This is a genomic window from Frigidibacter sp. SD6-1, from assembly GCF_030143255.1.
Classification (GTDB): Bacteria; Pseudomonadota; Alphaproteobacteria; order Rhodobacterales; family Rhodobacteraceae; genus TMP-24.
The window spans coordinates 301,155-318,205 of the sequence record NZ_JARJNR010000004.1; the positions used below are offsets into that span (position 1 = coordinate 301,155).

The 17,051-nt window shown below is 68.7% G+C and carries 15 protein-coding genes; 6 read left to right on the forward strand and 9 right to left on the reverse strand.

Annotated features, from left to right (window positions below):
* Positions 1 to 13: 13 nt before the first annotated feature.
* From P0645_RS09830 to P0645_RS09840, 3 genes are read left to right on the forward strand one after another with little or no spacing between them, the layout of a single operon-like run.
* On the forward strand, positions 14 to 1,495 hold the full coding sequence (locus tag P0645_RS09830) for a di-heme oxidoreductase family protein (RefSeq protein WP_284164389.1): 1,482 nt from the start codon (positions 14 to 16) through the stop codon (positions 1,493 to 1,495).
* The gene (locus P0645_RS09835; protein ID WP_284164390.1) at positions 1,495 to 2,463 is read left to right on the forward strand and encodes an imelysin family protein; all 969 of its coding nucleotides are present in this window, start codon (positions 1,495 to 1,497) and stop codon (positions 2,461 to 2,463) included. The genes P0645_RS09830 and P0645_RS09835 overlap by 1 nt, the downstream gene beginning before the upstream one ends.
* Position 2,464: 1 nt before the next feature.
* A complete protein-coding gene (locus P0645_RS09840) occupies positions 2,465 to 3,529 on the forward strand; it encodes a DUF1513 domain-containing protein (protein ID WP_284164391.1) in 1,065 nt (354 codons plus the stop codon).
* Here the strand turns inward: P0645_RS09840 and P0645_RS09845 are convergent, their stop codons facing one another.
* From P0645_RS09845 to P0645_RS09865, 5 genes are all read right to left on the reverse strand, one after another.
* Positions 3,530 to 4,375, reverse strand: coding sequence for a sugar phosphate isomerase/epimerase family protein (locus P0645_RS09845; protein ID WP_284164392.1), 846 nt, complete (start codon positions 4,373 to 4,375; stop codon positions 3,530 to 3,532).
* A 154-nt stretch (positions 4,376 to 4,529) separates the two neighbouring features.
* Positions 4,530 to 5,318, reverse strand: a complete 789-nt coding sequence (locus P0645_RS09850) for an FAD binding domain-containing protein (protein WP_284164393.1) — start codon at positions 5,316 to 5,318, stop codon at positions 4,530 to 4,532.
* 12 nt (positions 5,319 to 5,330) lie between these two features.
* Entirely contained in the window at positions 5,331 to 7,709 is a 2,379-nt protein-coding gene (locus P0645_RS09855; protein ID WP_284164394.1) for a xanthine dehydrogenase family protein molybdopterin-binding subunit, read from the reverse strand.
* 11 nt (positions 7,710 to 7,720) lie between these two features.
* Complete coding sequence (locus tag P0645_RS09860) at positions 7,721 to 8,206, reverse strand: (2Fe-2S)-binding protein (RefSeq protein WP_284164395.1); 486 nt, start codon at positions 8,204 to 8,206, stop codon at positions 7,721 to 7,723.
* A gap of 40 nt (positions 8,207 to 8,246) precedes the next feature.
* Positions 8,247 to 8,777 carry an SRPBCC family protein gene (locus P0645_RS09865; RefSeq protein WP_284164396.1) on the reverse strand — a complete coding sequence of 177 codons (531 nt, stop codon included), beginning with the start codon at positions 8,775 to 8,777 and terminating at the stop codon, positions 8,247 to 8,249.
* A 235-nt stretch (positions 8,778 to 9,012) separates the two neighbouring features.
* On the opposite strand from P0645_RS09865, the gene P0645_RS09870 reads away from it, so the two are divergent.
* The 3 genes from P0645_RS09870 to P0645_RS09880 are packed head-to-tail and all read left to right on the forward strand — an operon-like array spanning position 9,013 to position 13,094.
* On the forward strand, positions 9,013 to 9,699 hold the full coding sequence (locus tag P0645_RS09870; protein WP_284164397.1) for a response regulator transcription factor: 687 nt from the start codon (positions 9,013 to 9,015) through the stop codon (positions 9,697 to 9,699).
* 21 nt (positions 9,700 to 9,720) lie between these two features.
* Positions 9,721 to 10,908: an FIST N-terminal domain-containing protein gene (locus P0645_RS09875; protein WP_284164398.1), complete on the forward strand. Its 1,188-nt coding sequence runs from the start codon at positions 9,721 to 9,723 to the stop codon at positions 10,906 to 10,908.
* Positions 10,905 to 13,094: a hybrid sensor histidine kinase/response regulator gene (locus P0645_RS09880; RefSeq protein ID WP_284164399.1), complete on the forward strand. Its 2,190-nt coding sequence runs from the start codon at positions 10,905 to 10,907 to the stop codon at positions 13,092 to 13,094. The genes P0645_RS09875 and P0645_RS09880 overlap by 4 nt, the downstream gene beginning before the upstream one ends.
* Before the next feature lie 51 nt (positions 13,095 to 13,145).
* Here P0645_RS09880 and P0645_RS09885 read toward each other — a convergent pair whose 3' ends face one another.
* From P0645_RS09885 to P0645_RS09900, 4 genes are all read right to left on the reverse strand, one after another.
* Entirely contained in the window at positions 13,146 to 13,607 is a 462-nt protein-coding gene (locus P0645_RS09885; protein ID WP_284164400.1) for a GNAT family N-acetyltransferase, read from the reverse strand.
* A gap of 62 nt (positions 13,608 to 13,669) precedes the next feature.
* The gene (locus P0645_RS09890; RefSeq protein ID WP_284164401.1) at positions 13,670 to 14,686 is read right to left on the reverse strand and encodes a molybdopterin-binding protein; all 1,017 of its coding nucleotides are present in this window, start codon (positions 14,684 to 14,686) and stop codon (positions 13,670 to 13,672) included.
* Positions 14,683 to 15,669 carry an XdhC family protein gene (locus tag P0645_RS09895; protein WP_284164402.1) on the reverse strand — a complete coding sequence of 329 codons (987 nt, stop codon included), beginning with the start codon at positions 15,667 to 15,669 and terminating at the stop codon, positions 14,683 to 14,685. Before P0645_RS09895 ends, P0645_RS09890 begins: the two co-directional genes overlap by 4 nt.
* Positions 15,670 to 15,780: 111 nt before the next feature.
* Complete coding sequence (locus tag P0645_RS09900; RefSeq protein ID WP_284164403.1) at positions 15,781 to 17,043, reverse strand: vWA domain-containing protein; 1,263 nt, start codon at positions 17,041 to 17,043, stop codon at positions 15,781 to 15,783.
* Positions 17,044 to 17,051 lie beyond the last annotated feature (8 nt).

A 17,051-nucleotide genomic window follows, 5' to 3' on the forward strand; every position in this document is an offset into this window, starting at 1 on the left:
AGGGGGTCAGCATATGAACCGCATCCATCTTGCCCTGCCGCTTGCTCTGGCTGTCCTGCCCGGCGCGATCTTCGCCGCACCCATGGATGACCCGCATCTGGCGATACGTCCGCTGAGCGCGGCAGAGACCGCACGGCGGGATGAAGTTCTGGCAGCCGCCGGGGCGGGGGCCGCCTTGTCCTTCGAGCGCTCTCCCGGCGGCGCGGCGACCGTGCCGCGCGCGCCCGGCGAGGCGGCGCTGCGCGCGCCGTCGGCCAATATGCCGGCTGAACGGAAGCTCGATTTCGAACTCGGCAAGGCGATCTTCGACAAGCTCTGGGTGGCGGCACCCGCCTCGACCAGGGCCTCCGACGGGCTCGGGCCTCTTTACAATGCCCGCGCCTGCGCGGCCTGCCATATCCGCGACGGGCGCGGCCGTGCTCCTGACGACGACGGCGAAAGCGAAACCACCTCGCTTCTCTTCCGGCTCGGGGGCGAGGGTGGGCCCGATCCGGTCTATGGGATGCAGTTGCAGGATCGCGCCGCGCCGGGGCAGGTGGCTGAGGGCCGGGTGTCGCTGACCTTCGAGGTGCGACCGGTCGCACTGGCCGATGGCACCGCCGTGACGCTTCGGGCGCCGCGCTACGCGCTGACCGATCCGGGCTTCGGGGCCTTTCCTGCCGACATCGGCCTTTCGCCCCGCATGGCGCCGCCGATGACCGGGCTTGGTCTGATCGAGGCGATCCCGTCGGCCGACATCATCGCGCTTGCCGATCCCGACGACCGTAATGGCGACGGCATATCCGGTCGGGCGCGGATGGTCGCAAGCGCCGAGCACGGCGGTGAGCTGCTGGGTCGCTTCGGCCTCAAGGCAGGCGTCGCCACGGTGCGTGAACAGGTGGCGCGCGCCTTTTCGGCTGACATGGGCCTGTCGACGCCTCTTTTCCCTGCCCCTTGGGGCGATTGCACCGCGACCGAAGCGGCCTGCCGCGCCGGGCCGCACGGGCAGGAGCCGGACGTGCGCGACGGGGCGGAGGTGGATGGCCAAAGCCTCGATCTGGTGACCTTTTATGCCCGCAACCTGGCGCCGCCCGCGCGCGACCGATCCGAGGACCCGCAGGTGCAGTCAGGCCAAGCGCTGTTTCACGCCATCGGCTGCGCGGACTGCCACCGCCCCGCCTTCGTGACCGCCAAACTCGCCGACCGGCCGGAGCAGAGCTTCCAGCTCATCTGGCCCTACAGCGATTTCCTTCTGCATGACATGGGTCCCGAACTTGCCGACAGCCTGCCCGAGCCCGGTGCCGAAGCGGCCGAATGGCGCACGCCGCCGCTGTGGTCCATCGGCCTTGCCCAAAGCGTGGATCCGGCCGTGGGCTATCTGCATGACGGGCGGGCGCGCAGCCTTATCGAAGCCATCCTCTGGCACGGTGGCGAGGCGCAGGCCGCGCGCGACCGCGTGATCCGCCTGACGAAACCTGACCGCGATGCGCTCATCGCCTTTCTGGAGAGCCTTTGATGTACCGTCCGCTTCTCGCCGCGATCTTCCTCGCGACCCCGGCGCTTGCCGATTACAAGGAGGTGGTCGAGGGCCATATCCTGCCCGGTTATGCCGCCTTCGCCGCAGCGACCGCCGATCTGGCGGCAAAGGCCGGGGAAAGCTGCGAGCCGGACGCGCTGAGACCGGCCTACCAGGCGGCGTTCGACGCCTGGATGGGCGTGTCGCACCTGCATCTCGGCCCGGTGGAGGAGAAGGGCCGCGCGCTCGCCATCGCCTTCTGGCCCGATCCCAAGGGCCTTGGCGCCAAGGCGCAGCGCGGGCTTCTGACCGGCGATCCGGCGGCGCTGGCGCCCGGGGCTTTCGCCGACCAGTCGGTCGCGGCGCGCGGGCTGATGGGGCTGGAGCGGTTGCTTTACCCCGACGAGCCTCTGGCCGGGGAGACGTGTGCGCTGATCCGGGCGACGGCGGACGATCTGGCGCGGCTGGCGGGCGAGATCGAGACGGGGTGGCGCGGCGGCTATGCGGGCCTGATGCTGGCGCCGGGGGGCGAGGGCAACGCAACCTATCTGACCGAACAGGAGGTGCGGCAGGCGCTGTTCACGCAAGTGGCGACCGCGCTCGAGTTCCTCGCCGACACGCGGCTTGGCCGACCCTTGGGTACCTTCGACCGGCCCCGTCCGGAGCGGGCCGAGGCGCGGGCCTCGGGGCGGAGCCTTGCGAACGTGCGCGCGGAACTGGCGGCCTTGCGCGACCTGACCGCCCGGCTGGCACCCGGGGCGGCGGGTACGCTTGCGGCCTTCGACCGGGCGATCGGGTTGGCGGACAAGCTCGACGATCCGGTCCTTGCCGGTGTGGCCGATCCTCAGCGGCGGCTGAAGGTCGAGATACTGCAGGGCGCGGTGAAGGCCGTGCGTGACATGGCGGTCGCGGAACTTGGCGAGGAGCTGGGCGTGAGCATCGGCTTCAATGCGGCGGATGGTGACTGAGATGGCGACGCGGCGCGGATTTCTGGCGGGGCTTGCGGCGGCGGCATTGCCCGCGCGGATGAGCTGGGCAGAGGCGGGCAGCCCCGCCTTCGTTGCGGCAGGCAAGGAGGGCGAGGGCTACAGCCTGCATGGGCTGACCGAACGGGGCGAGGATATCTTCCGGATCGCGCTTCCCGCACGCGGCCATGCCGCCGCGACCCATCCGGTCCGGGCCGAGACGGTAGCCTTCGCCCGCCGCCCCGGCACTTTCGCCATCGTGTTGGATTGTGTGACCGGTGCGGTGACCCGTCGCCTTACCCCGCCCGACGGACGGCAGTTCAACGGCCATGGCGTCTTCTCGCCGGACGGGTCGGTGCTGATGACGTCGGAGGTGGAGGCGGAAGGCTCCGATGGCCGGGTCGGCCTGTGGGAGACGGAAGCCTACCGGCGGATCGGCGAATGGCAGACCGGTGGCATCGGGCCGCATGACATGAAGCTTTTGCCCGGCGGGCGGCTGGTGGTCGCCAATGGCGGGATCGAAACCGATCCGACCGACCGGACGATGCTTAACGTCGACCGAATGCGCCCGAACCTGAGCCTTCTGGACGCGCAGGGGCAGCTAACCGGGCAGGCGGAACTGGACCAGGACCTGCACCAGAATTCGATCCGCCATCTCGCTGTTCACGGCGACCGGGTGGCCTTTGCCATGCAGTGGGAAGGCGATCCGGCGGAGGCAGTGCCGCAACTCGGCCTCTGGCGGCCCGGCGGGGCGGCGGTACTGTGCCCGCCCGCCGAGGCGGATGCCTTCGCCATGAAGGGCTATGCCGGGTCCATCGCCTGGACAGCGGACGGGGGGCGGATCGCGATCACCTCGCCGAAGGGCGGCGCGCTGATGCTCTTCGATGGCGCGGGCGCTGCCCTTGCCACTCATCGCAGGGCGGATGTCTGCGGCGTGGCGGCAGAGGGCGCGGGGTTCGTCGCAACCGACGGGCAGGGCGGCATCTGGGCCTGCGATGATGGGGGCCTTGCGCCGCTGTCGAAGGGCGGCCCGGCCTGGGACAATCACCTCGTGTCCTGCCGGGCCTGATCAGTCGGCGAGGCCCGCCGCGCTGAGGAAGGCGGCAGAGGCGAATATGTCGCGGATCTGGGCCAGTTCGACGATCAGGCGCGGCATTTCAGGCAGTTTGGCCAGCTGTGCAAAGACCGCATGCCAGTGGATCGATCCCTTGCCGATCTGCCAGTGGCGGTCGGCCACGCCGTCGGCATCCTGCAGATGGACATGGGCGAGTGCCGCGCCCGCCGCATGGACGAAGACATCGACGGGCGGCGCGCCGGTCGAGCCATGGGCATAGTGGGCGTGGCCGGTATCGAGCGAGACCCGCACGGCAGGCGAGTTGAAGGAGGCGGCAAGGGCGACCCGCTCGGCAGGGTCCTTGTCCTCGCAATTCTCGATCACGAAGGTCAGCCCGTGGTCCTCGGCCCGCCTCACCGCAGGTCCGAGGCAGCGGTGGGTGCGCTCGAGGATCGCGGCCGTATCATCGTAATGCGTGCCGCGGTTGTACCAGTGCCAGGTCGTATAGGGGCTGTGGATCACGATATGGCCAAGGCCGCGCCCCCGGTCGAGGCCGATGGCGGCCGAGAGCGCGGCATCGAGCCTTGTCTGGACGATGGCGCGGACCTCGGGGTCGGGCGTGTCGATGAAGAGCCCTTCGAAGGGGCCGTGGATACCCACGCGGCCCTTGTGGCCGTCAAGGAGCGGGCGGGCGCGCTCGACCGTGTATGTCCAGCGGTCCTCGACCAGCGCGCCCACCGGCACCAGATCCTGGACTTCCAGATCGCGGTCGCGGTCGAAGACGAAGTCCCGCAGCCCCTCGACCCGTTCGAGCGCATCGAGCGTGAGGGCGACGCCGAGGGTGGGGCGACTGTTCTTCATGGCGGGCCTCCGGAGGGTTTCCGCGCCAGACTACCCCGGAGCCCGGGAATTGGAAGCCCGAGGGGAAGGAGAAACGGAAAGGGCCGGGGGCTCTGCCCCCGGACCCCCGAGGTATTTGGACCAAGATGAAAGGCAGGTCGCTGCCCTTCGCCGATCACCCAGCCGCAGTCACCGCGCGACCGGTCAGCACCTTCACGAGGTTGGCGCGGTAGGCGGCCGTGCCGTGGAGGTCGCTGATCATGTCGCCTGCCGGGACGGCAAGGCCGCTGATCGCATCCGCGCTGAAGGCGCGCGCGAGCGCGGCCTCCGCCTCGGTCCAACGGAAGACGCCACCCTGGCCCGCGCCCGTCACGGCGACGCGCACCGTGCCGCCGGTCTTGGCGACGAAGACGCCGGTGAGGGCGAAGCGCGAGGCGGGTTGGCGGAACTTCACATAGGCCGCTTTCTCGGGGATGGGGAAGCGGACCTCGGTGACGATCTCGCCTTCTTCCAGTGCCGTCGAGAACAGGCCCTGGAAGAAGTCGTCCGCCGCGATCTTGCGCCTGTTCGTCACGACGGTCGCGCCGGAGCCCAGCACGCCCGCCGGATAGCAGGCGGCGGGGTCGTTGTTGGCGATCGAGCCGCCGATCGTGCCGCGATTGCGCACCGCCGGGTCGCCGATGCCGCCCGCCAGCGCCGCGAGTGCCGGGTAATGCGCGGCGGCCTCCTTCGCGACCGTGGCATGGCTGGTGGCGGCGCCGACATGCAGCCCGCCGTCGCCCTTGCAGACGCCCCTCATCTCGGCGATGCCGGTGAGGCTGACGAGCACGGCGGGTGCCGCCAGTCGCTGCTTCATCGTGGGAAGCAGGGTCTGGCCGCCCGAGAGCGCCTGCGCGCCGTCGGACGCAAGGGCCTTCACCGCATCGGCAATCGAGGCGGGTTTGACGAAATCGAAGTTATGCATGGCTCCCTCCTCTCAGCCGTGGATCGCCTGCCAGACCCGCGAAGGCGAGACCGGCATGTCGATATGTTTGACGTGGGTGTAGCCGCCGCGATGCAGCGCGTCGATCACCGCATTGACGACGGCGGGCGGCGAGCCGATGGCGCCCGCCTCGCCGCAGCCCTTCACGCCCAAGGGATTGTGGGTGCAGGGGGTCTGGCAGGAATAATCGACATTGTAGAAGGGCACGTCATCCGCGCGCGGCATGGCATAATCCATGTAGGACCCGGTCAGGAGCTGGCCGGTGTCGTCGTATGTCGTGTTCTCGCACAAGGCCTGGCCGATGCCCTGACCGACGCCGCCATGAACCTGGCCCTCGACCACCATCGGGTTCATGATGTTGCCGAAATCGTCGGCGCAGTGGAAGGCCACGACATCGACCTTGCCGGTGCCCTCGTCGACCTCGACCTCGCAGATATAGGCGCCCGCCGGGTAGGTGAAGTTGGCCGGGTCGTAGAAGGCGGTTTCCTCCAGCCCCGGCTCAAGGGTTTCCAGCGGGTAGTTGTGGGGCACATAGGCCGAGAAGGCGATCTCGCCGAAGGTCTTGGCCTTGTCGGTGCCCGCCACGCTGAACGTGCCCGCCTCGAAGGTGATATCCTCCTCGGCGGCTTCCAGCATGTGGGCGGCGATCTTCTTGCCCTTGGCGACGATCTTGTCGATGGCCTTCGTGACGGCCACCCCGCAGACCGCGAGCGAGCGCGAGCCGTAGGATCCCATGCCGAAGGGGATCTTCGACGTGTCGCCATGGACGATCTCGACCGAGGCCTCGGGCACGCCGAGTTTCTCTGCGACGATCTGGGCGAAGACCGTCTCATGCCCCTGTCCGTGGCTGTGGGCGCCGGTCATCACGCTGATATTGCCTGTCGCGTTCACCCGGACGGTCGCCGCGTCGTAAAGCCCGACGCGGGAGCCGAGGACGCCGACGAGATGCGAGGGCGCGATGCCGCAGGCCTCGATCCAGGTCGAAAGTCCCATGCCGCGGAGCTTGCCCCTCGCGGCGGAGGCCGCGCGGCGCGTCTCGAAACCCGCGACGTCGGCCATGTCCATCGCCTTGTCGAGGGTCGCGTGATAGTCGCCCGTATCATAGGCGAGGCCGACCGGGGTGGTGTAGGGGAACATGTCCTTGGTCAACAGGTTCTTCCGGCGCACATCGAACGGGTCGAGGCCAAGCTCGCGGCACATCTTGTCGATGACCCGCTCGAGCGAGAAGGTGGCCTCCGGCCGTCCCGCGCCGCGATAGGCATCGACGGGCGCGGTATTGGTGAAGACCGTCTTCACGTTCACATAGACGTTCGGCACCTTGTAGGGTCCGGCCATCAGCGTGCCATGGAGGAAGGTGGGCGTCGCGGTCGAGAAGTTCGAGAGATAGGCGCCGACATTGGCCATCGTCTCGGTCCGGAAGGCGATGAAGGTGCCGTCCGTCTCGCAGGCCAGTTCGATCTTCGTCACATGGTCGCGGCCATGGGCGTCGGAGAGGAAGCTTTCCGACCGTTCCGCCGTCCAGCGCACCGGGCGGGCGAGCTTCTTCGCCGCCGCCAGAACCAGCGCCTCTTCGCCGTAATGGTAGATTTTCGAGCCGAAGCCGCCGCCGACGTCAGGGGCCACAACGGTCAGCTTGTTTTCCGGAATGCCCATCACGAAGGCCGCAACCAGCAAGCGCGTCAGGTGGGGGTTCTGGCTGGTCGTCGTCAGCTTGTAATCGCCGGTGCCGGGGAAATATTCGCCGATCGAGGCGCGGGGCTCCATCGCGTTCGGCACAAGGCGGTTGTTCACCAGTTCGAGCGTCGTGACATGGGGAGCGGCCTTGATCGCGGCATCGACGGCGGCGCGGTTGTCCTCGATCCAGCCCCAGTCGAAGCACTGGTTGTCGGGGATCTCGTCATGGACGCGGATCGAGGCATCCGCGAGCGCCGCCGCCATGTCGATGATCGCGGGCAGTTCCTCGATCTCGCTGTCGGCGGCGAGCTGTTCAGCGGCATCCTTCGCCTCGGCGTAGCTCTCGGCCACCACGGCGGCATAGGCATCGCCCACATGCCGGACCTTGCCATGGGCAAGGACCGGGCGCTTGGGCTCGCGCATCGGCGTGCCGTCGCGCGAATTGATCAGCCAGCCGGCCGGGTTGCCGCCCACGTCCTTGAAATCCTCGCCGGTGAAGACGGCAAGGACGCCGGGCATCGCGGCGGCCGCTGACGTGTCAATCGATTTGATCCGGCCATGCGCGACCTGGCTGCGGACGAAGACCGCATAGGCCTGCCCGTGCAGGTTCATGTCGTCGGTGTAGACCCCGCGACCGGTGAGGAAGCGGATATCCTCGCGGCGCTTCGAGCTTGCGCCAATTCCATGATCCTTCGGCATTTTCCCCTCCCTCATTCCGCCGCGACGGCCGACACGTCCTGTCCGGACGCGGCAAGGACCGCCTTGACGATATTGTGGTAGCCGGTGCAGCGGCAGATGTTGCCTTCCAGGTAGTGGCGGACGTCGGCCTCGCTGGGTTTCGGATTTTCGGCCAGAAGCGCCGCCGCCGACATCACCATGCCCGGCGTGCAGAAGCCGCATTGCAGCCCGTGATGATCCTGGAAGGCCTGCTGGATCGTGCCGAGCGAACCGTCGAGGTTAGCCATGCCTTCGATGGTCCGCACCTCTGCCCCCGCCACGTCAAGCGCGAAGACGGTGCAGCTTTTCACCGCGCGACCGTCGACATGCACCACACAGGCGCCGCATTGCGATGTGTCGCATCCGACATGGGTGCCGGTCAGGCCCAGCCCTTCGCGCAGAAAGGCGGACAGAAGCGTCCGCCCCTCCGCCTCGCCGGAAACGGCCTTGCCGTTCACGGTCATCGAGACTTTCGTCATCTTTTCCTCCCTTGGATCATTCCTTGGTACTTTCGGCGGTTCAGCCGCCCACGAGTCGTTTGAACCAACCCTTCTTCTCTGCGGTGGCGTCGCCATCGACCTCCGCCAATTCTTCCTCTGCCGCTTCGCCCGGCCCCTCGACCGCCGCCTGGAACCGTTCGAAGAACTGGTCGGCGAGTTTCTTGGCGAAACTGTCGATCAGGCGGCTGCCCAATTGCGCGATCTTGCCGCCGACATTGGCATCGACCGTATAGGTCAGCCGCGTCGCATCGCCCTCGGCCGCGAAACTCACCTGCGCGCTGCCCTTCGCAAAGCCCGCCGCCCCGCCCTTGCCCTCGCCGGACAATGTCAGCCCTTCGCCGGGGCGCAGGTCAGACAGGCTGACGACGCCGGCGAAGCGGGCCGAGACCGGACCGATCTTCTGCGCCACAACCGCCTCGTATCCCGCCTCGGGTGATCCGGTCAGGTTTTCGCAGCCCGGAATGCAGGCTTTCAGCACCTCGGGGTCGAGGATCGCGCGCCAGACTGTGTCGGTGTCAGCCCGGATCAGGCGGTCGTCGGTCAGTTGCATCGGCGCGGCTCTCCCCCGTGGCTTGGCGCTGGCTTGGCCCTGGCTCGCGGCAACTCTAGGCGCTCGGCAATGCCTCGGCTATTTGACCTTGGTCGTAGTCCCGGCTGTGGACCAGTCTGGCCGGGGCAGGTGCGATTCGTCCATAGGTTGTGTGCAGGGCCGCGCTATGTCCGACCTTTGGCCAGTTGCCGGGAAGCGACGGCTTGCTATGGTCGGGCCTGGAGGGAGAACTGGCGTGACCAGCGAGGCCACAACCGGACCACGGCCCCTGACCTCGGCGCTGATCGTCGAGGATCACCCCCTGTTTTCCGAAGCCCTGTCGATGACGCTCAGCGCCTTCCTCGGGGTCGAGCAGATCGAGACCGCCGACCGGATCGAGGCGGCGATTGCGCATCTCGCCTCCGGTGCGCGCCCCGATATTGTCGTGCTCGACCTCAACCTGCCCGATGTCAGCGGCATGGACGGGCTGATCCGCGTCGCGCGCGTTGCGCGTGGCGTGCCGATCCTTGTCGTCTCCTCGATGGCGGAACCGCGCGTCATCGGCGCAGCGCTGAAGGCCGGAGCGGCGGGGTTCGTGCCGAAACACAGCGCGCGTGATGTCTTCCGCGCCGCCTTCGCTGCCATCGGCGCGGGCCGAACCTATGTGCCGGAGGGCTATCAACCCGGCACTCTGCCCGACGAGGACCCGATCGAAAAGATGCGGCTTCTGACCCCGCAGCAGGCGCGTATCCTGCAGCTGATCTGCGAGGGGCGGCTGAACAAGCAGATCGCCTATGACCTGTCGATCGCCGAGACGACGGTGAAGGCCCATGTCACCGCGATCATGCGCAAGCTGGGCGTCTTCAGCCGCACACAGGCGGTGCTGATGGCCAAGGGCGTCGATTTTGCCGCACTCTTGTCAGGGCGCGATGGTGCTGCGTAACCTCCCGCAGCGGAGGAACGGATGAGCGGCGCGCAGACAGTTCTCACATCCTGGGCCGAGGCCGGAGACGTGCTGCGCGTCGGCGTCGCGCCCGCGCGTCCCGCCGAAGCAGAGGGCGACCCGGTCGAAGAGATCGCAAAGACGCTCGCCGGGCCGCCGCTCGCCGCCATCTTTCTCTTCGTCTCGCCCGAAGCGGATGCGGAGGCCGTCGCCCGGCGCGCGTGCGCCCGGTTCGCGCCCGTTCCGGTGATCGGCTGCACGACCGCAGGGGAAATCTCGCCCGATGGCTATGTCGAGGGCCGGATCCTCGCCATCGGCCTGCCCGCCGATCTCTTCGCCGTAGAGAAGCGGCTGGTGCCCGACCTCGATGACCTGGCGGGAGAAAGCCTGATCAGCGACATGATCCGCGCGCGGCAGACGCTGGCACGCACGCGGCCCGATTGGGAAGGCGAGTTCGCCTTCGTCATGGTCGACGGCCTGTCGCGCCGGGAAGATGAGTTGACCGCAGCACTCGCGGCGGCACTCGGGCCTGTGCCGCTTTTCGGTGGCTCGGCGGGCGACGGGCTGAGGTTCGGCAATACGTTCGTCTTTCACGAGGGGCGCGCGCTGCAGAAGGCCGCCGTGATCACCTTCGTCCGCAGTCGCTGCCGGGTGAAGGTCTTCAACCTCGACCATCTGGTGCCGACCGATCAGCGCATGGTGGTGACCGGCGCCGATCCGGCGCGGCGCATCGTTCACACGATCAATGCCGAACCGGCCGCTTTCGAATATGCGCGCCTTCTGGGCAAGGACCCCGCACAACTGACCACCTTTACCTTCGCCGCCCATCCGGTCGTCGTGCGTTTCGGCGGGCGCCATCATGTGCGCTCGATCCAGCGGATGGAGGCGAACGGCGATCTGCATTTCTTCTCGGCCATCGGCGAGGGGCTGGTGCTGACGCTGGCCGAGCCGCAGGACATGGCCGACCATCTGGCGCGCGAGCTTGACGCGCTGGCGCAGGGCGAACCGCCAGCGGCGATCCTGGCGTGCGACTGCGTGCTGAGGCGGATCGAGGCGCAGGAAAAACAGGCGTTCGGCCGCCTGTCCGACCTTCTTCGCCGCCACCGTGTCGTGGGCTTTTCGACCTATGGCGAACAATTGGGCGCCATGCATGTGAACCAGACGATGACCGGCGTGGCGATCTATCCGCCGGAGGAGGGCGCGCGATGACCCTCTCGCTGGTTAATCCCGCCGATCCGCCGGAACGTCAGCGCGAAAAGCTGATCCAGATCGCCGAAGTGCTGATGCGGCGGGTCGAGCAGGCGACCGACGACGGCGGGGCGGCGTATGCGCAGTTCCAGCGTGCGGTGATGCTGGAAGATCAGGTGCGGGACCGCACGCGCGAACTGGAACGCGCGCTCGACCTCCTCAATGGCTCGAACGCGCTTCTGGCCGCCGCAACGCGCGAGGCCGAAGCCGCGCGCCAGAACCTCGCCAATGCGATCGAGACGGTGCAGGAAGGCTTTGCGCTTTTTGGTGCCGACGAGCGGCTGGTTCTGTGCAACTCGCGCTTCGGCATGCAGCTTGGCGGTATCCATCAGGAACTGCGCCCGGGACTTTCCTTCACCGACTATGTGGGCCTGGTCAGCACGTCGGCCGACCTCGCGCGCGAGCCGGGCGTCAGCGCGGCGGCCTGGGCCGAACGGCGGCTGCGCCGTCATGGCGACCGGCATGTGATCTTCACCGTGCCGCTGACCGGCGATCGCTGGGTGCAGGTATCCGAACATCGGACGCCCGACGGCGGTACCGTCATCATCCAGACCGACGTGACCGAGATCCTGCGGCTGGAACGGCAGGAACGCGGCAAGCTTCTGGACGAACAGGCGCGGATCATCCGCGCGACGCTCGACCATCTGGGGCAGGGGGTCGGCATCTTCGACCGGGAACGGCGGCTTCTGGGCTGGAACCGCAAGCTCGCCGATCTGCTCTCGATCCCGGTCGGGCGGCTGCGGCTCGGCGCGGGGTTCGAAAGCCTCGTTACCGCGCTTGGCTCCGAGATGCGGTTCGGTGGCGGCTTTGGCCTCGATGCGCTTCTGAGTTGGGTCGCGACAGAAGACCCGCGCCCGGCCCTGACCTTCGAGCTCGCGCGGGGCCACGAGACGGTTCTTGCGGTCTTCGCCGAAGAAATGCCCGACCGGGGCTTCGTGATGAGCGTGACCGACATCAGCACCGAACGTTCGGCGCTCCGTGCGATCTCCGAGGCGAAGGAGACGCTGGAACAGCGGGTGCAGGACCGGACCGAGGATCTGGCCCGTGCGCTCGGCGAGGCCGAACGCGCCAATGCAGCGCGCGCCCGCTTCGTCGCGGCGGCCAGTCACGATCTGCTGCAGCCCCTGTCGGCGGCAAAGCTCTTCATGGCGGCGGCGACCGACGGCACCGTCGGCAACCCGGCCACATCGGCAGCGCTTGAAAAGGCGCAGAACGCGCTTGGCAGCGTCGAGCAGATTCTGGAGGCGCTGCTCGACATCTCGCGGCTCGAGGCGGGCCGGGTGGCGATCGACGCCGGCCCGGTCGATCTTGGCCGACTGCTGCGACAGCTTTCGGACGAATTTGCGCCGCTCGCCGCCCGCAAGGGTCTCGACTTCCGCATCGTGCCGACGGCCGCGATGGTCGAAAGCGATGCGACCTACCTGCGGCGCATCCTGCAAAACCTGATCGGCAATGCGATCCGCTATACCCTGCAGGGCCGCGTGCTGGTGGGCGTAAGGCGCGGGTCCGGCACCGTGCGGGTCGAGGTGCGCGATACCGGCCCCGGCATTCCCGAGACGGAACGCGCCAGCATCTTCCGCGAGTTCCACCGCATCGGCGGCCGTGCCTCGGCGTCGGAGGGCATGGGGCTAGGCCTTGCCATTGTCGAGCGGGCAGCGGCGATCCTCGGCCATCCGCTCGATCTTGCGTCGGAGGTCGGGCGCGGCACCTGTTTTGCGCTCACGCTGCCCCTGACCGCGATGGCCTCTGCCGGTCCGCACGTCGGCACCGGCTGGGCCGCACCGCCGGAGGTGCCGGGCGGCCAGATCGTCTGTCTGATCGAGAATGACGAAGGCGTGCGGAAGGCTCTCGCGCTTCTTCTGGAAAACTGGGGTTTCAGCGTGATCGACGTCGCAACCGGCGAAGAGGCGCTCGCGCTTGTTGCCGACATGGGCGTGGTGCCGGATCATTTCCTCGCCGACTATCACCTCGGCGCCGGGATGGATGGCGCAAGCTGTCTGGAGGCATTGAGCGCGGCCTATGGCCCCGTCCGGGCGCGCGTGATCAGCGCAAACCGCTCGACCGAAGTCGAGCGGCGGGCGGCGCCCTGGGGGCTCTTGCAGAAGCCGCTCCGGGCGGAGGAACTGGCGGCCTTTCTGCTGGGCTGACAGGTCGCGGCAGTCCGGGTGAAACCCGCCGGCCCCGACGTGACGGCGCCGCTATGTCAGGCAAAGGCGCATGTCACAGCGATCGAGGCCCGGGCCGAAACCGTCAGGCGTGACCCGGGTGACGGCAAAGCCGAACCGCGCATAAAAGGCGCGCGTGTGCTGGCTCGTGGAGAGCACGACCTCGTCGATCCCGGGAAGGGAGCGGGCCAGTGCGAGCCGCGCCTCGGTCAGGCGCGTGCCAAGCCCCGTTCCGTGCAGCGGGCGGTCCACCATGCCCCAGCAAAGGCCCGCGCTGCGGCTGCCGGGGGCTTTGTCCAAGCCGCCGCAGGCGATCACCCGGCCGTCCCGCTCCAGCACCAGATAGGGCGCTGCCGACGCGGCACTATCACGCAGGAACTGGACGAAGTCCGTCCGCTCCGCCGGATCGAAGAAGTCGGGCAGGTTCCCATCGAAGATCGACAGGCACCTGTCGAAATCACACGCGGCATAGGGGCGGGACAGGATGTCGTTCATGGGCCTTTCATAGCCGGACTTTCGTCGGTCGCCGAGCAGCCGTCGCGCCCTTGCCAACAGGATCAGTCGCCGCGCGCCGCCCCCCGGTCGCGCGGCAGCGGGCGGATCGGGATTTCCTTCAGAAGGCCGCCCACGCCCATCGCCGCGATGTCTTCGTCGGTGACAGCGAGACCGCAGGCGAGGCGTTCCAGCACCCAGTCAGCACCATTGAGCGCCGGCGAGCGGGCACAGCCGGGCAGGCCGATCACCGGCCGGTCCCGGAGCGTGCCATGGAAGAGCAGGTTTCCGGGATCGACCGGCATGCCGAACCGTGCCACATGCCCCTCGGCCCGGCGCAGCGCCTGAGGCGCGGTGTCGTGAAGGTCGGAGGTGGCGGCGCCGGTAAGGATCAGGATCAGCTCCTCGTCGCATCCGCGAAGTGCCTCCGACAGGGCCGCCTCCTCGTGCGGAACTTCGTCGATCCTTCGCAGTTCGATGCCGAGTGACGTCAACCGACCGCGCATCGCCTCGCGGCCTTTTGCGGCCAGCTTCGGATCGTCGCCCGGGGCACGGGTCAGGATCAGCGCCGCCGTGCGCAAGACGACCGGGCGCACCCCGATCGCGGCCCGGGCCCTTGCGGCCGCCGTTTCAGCGAGAGCACCCGCGACGGCATAGGAAATGATCTTGACGGTTCCGACCAAGGTTCCAGGCGCGACCCGCGCATGATCGGGCAGGGTGGCGAGCGTGATCGCCGGATCGACACGGTTCAGCGCATGAAGCCTGGGCGCATCGAGCGCGACAATGCCCGGCCGGTCGGCCACCAGATTGACGCGACCGGCATGGGGCGGCGTGAGGCGCAGACCCGCCTCCGCCGGATCGGGGACCAAGGCGGCCGCGAGCCGGGCTGCGGCCTCATCCTCGCCCACGTCGCCCGGTTCAAGCTCTGCGACGGTCACTGCCTGAACGCCGTGGGCACGCAACTCCGCGATCTGCCCGGCGCCGAGGAGTGTGCCCTTGGCGAGCTTCCGGCCATTCAGCTTCAGCGAATGCGCAAGGATCGTGCCAAGCGCCTCGCCGACCGGTCGCGGGCCGAACTTCATGTGACCTGCCGGGCCGGGCGCCGCAGCGCCTGAGTGACCTCGGCCATGATCGCCACCGCAATCTCGCCGGGGCTTTTCGCGCCGATGTCGAGGCCGACGGGGGCATGGATGCGGGCGATCTCGGCCCCGGTGAAGCCTGCGTCCGTCAGGCGGGCCACGCGCTTGGCATGGGTGCGGCTGGAACCGAGGCAGCCGAGATAGAAGATGTCGGAACGCAGTGCCGCGCGGATCGCCGGATCGTCGAGCTTGGGATCGTGTGTAAGGGTAACGACAGCGGTGCGCGGATCGAGCCCGAAGGATCGCAATGCCTCGTCCGGCCAGTCCTGGCTGATCCTCTCGCCGGGAAAGCGCGCGGCCGAGCCGAAGGCGTCGCGCGGGTCGATCAGCAGCGGATCGTAACCGCAGGCCCGTGCCAGCGGCACAAGCGCCTGGGCGATATGGACGGCGCCGACGATGGCCATGCGCAGGGGCGGGTTGTGGATCACGGCGAACTCCGCCCCGTCCAGGCCTGACTGATCGGCGCGGAAGCGGGCGGCGAGCGGCCCGTCCGGCCCTGCGAGCCTGCGCGACCAGCTGTCGAGGTTCACCAGATAGGCGCGCGGCAGCCGGGCGGCGCGGGCGGCGACGATTTCGGCCAGGAGGCCTTCGGGCATGGCCCCGCCCACGGGTTCGACCAGCACCCGGATCGTGCCGCCGCAGGCAAGACCCACCGCGAAGGCATCCTCATCGGCGACGCCAAAGGTCAGAAGGCGCGGCTTGCAGTCCTGAAGCGCCTCAAGCGCCTCGGCGACCACCGCGCCCTCGACGCAGCCGCCCGAGACCGATCCCGCCATCTCGCCCGCGCCGGAAACGGCGAGCAGCGATCCGGCCGGCCGGGGGGCGGAGCCCCAGGTCTCGACGACGGTGGCGATAGCGGCGCCCGTGCCGGCCCGGTGCCAGGCAAGCGCGCGTTCGGGAATCTGGTCGTGATCGGCGGTCGACATGGGGCGACTATGATCGGGGATGTCGTGCGACGCCAGTGTCAAAAGGTCGAAGCCGCGCGATGCGGTGCCGCGGAAAAATCTTCGCGAAGATTTTTCCGCCCCGGCCGTGGCTCAGCCGCGCATGAGGGCGAGGAGGCGATCCTTCTCGCCGCTGCCCGCCGAGGCCGACAGCGCCGCGCCGAGCGCGGCAAGAGTGGCGACCGAATGGCCCGCGACCAGCGTGTCGACATGGGGCAGCATGGTGGCGATGCCACGGGCGCGGGGCGCAAAGCCCTGAAAGCGCAGGAGCGGGTTGACCCAGACAAGGCGGCGGCTGGCGAGATGCAGCCGCTCCATCTCTCTGGCAAGGTCGCTTGCCGGGTCGCGGTCCAGACCGTCGGTGATCAAGAGGACCACCGCGCCCTGACCCATCACGCGGCGCGCCCAGTCGCGGTTGAAGGCATGCAGGCAGCCGCCGATCCGTGTGCCGCCCTGCCAGTCCTGCGCCTCTGCCCCCGCCGCCGCCAGCGCCTGATCGACATCTCGGCGCGCGAGATGGCGGGTGATGTTGGTCAGCCGCGTGCCGAAGGTGAAGGCATGGACATCTGCCCAACCGCCCGCGCCCTTTTGGTTCGCGACCGCGTGAAGGAAATGCAGGACCATGCGGCTGTAGTGCGACATTGACCCCGATATGTCGCACAGGACCACCAGATTGGGCTGGCGTGCGCGCCGCCTGCGGGTCGCGAGCGTGCCGATCTCGCCGCCGCGGCGGAGGCTGAGCGCGATGGTGCGGCGCCAGTCGGCGATCGGGCCGCGCGCGGCTGGTGCGGTGCGGCGCGAGGCGAGCGGTGGGACCGGCAGGTGAAGCCGCGCGATCATCCGCCGCGCCTCGGCCATCTCGGCCGGGCTCATCTGTTCGAAGTCGAGCGTCCTCAGCCGTTCCTCGCCCGACGACGTTCCGGTCGCGTCGCCCTCGATCTGCAGTTCATCGTCCGGCGCGGGCGGTGCCTCTATCCCTTCAGGGATCATTCCGTCCAGCAGGGCGGCTGCCGCCCGCCGTTCCGCTGCGGCGGCCTTGCGGTCCTCCTGCAGGCCCCGGATCGAGGGCAGCAGAAGGCTCATCATCTGTTCGAGATAACGCGGGTCGCGCCAGAAGAGCCGGAAGGTCTGGGCAAAGATCGCCCGGTCCTCGGGACGCGACACGAAGGAGGCGTGCAGCGTCCAGTAGAAATCCCGCCGGTCAGTGAAGCCAGCCGCCGCGACCGCACGGATCGCGCCGAGGACCTTGCCGGGACCAAGGCGCAGTCCCGCCTTCCTGAGCGCCCGGGCGAAATGGGTGATATTGGCGGCGAGCCTGCCGTCTTCGGGGATCTCGAGTGGCGGTGCGTCAGCCATTGCCGCCG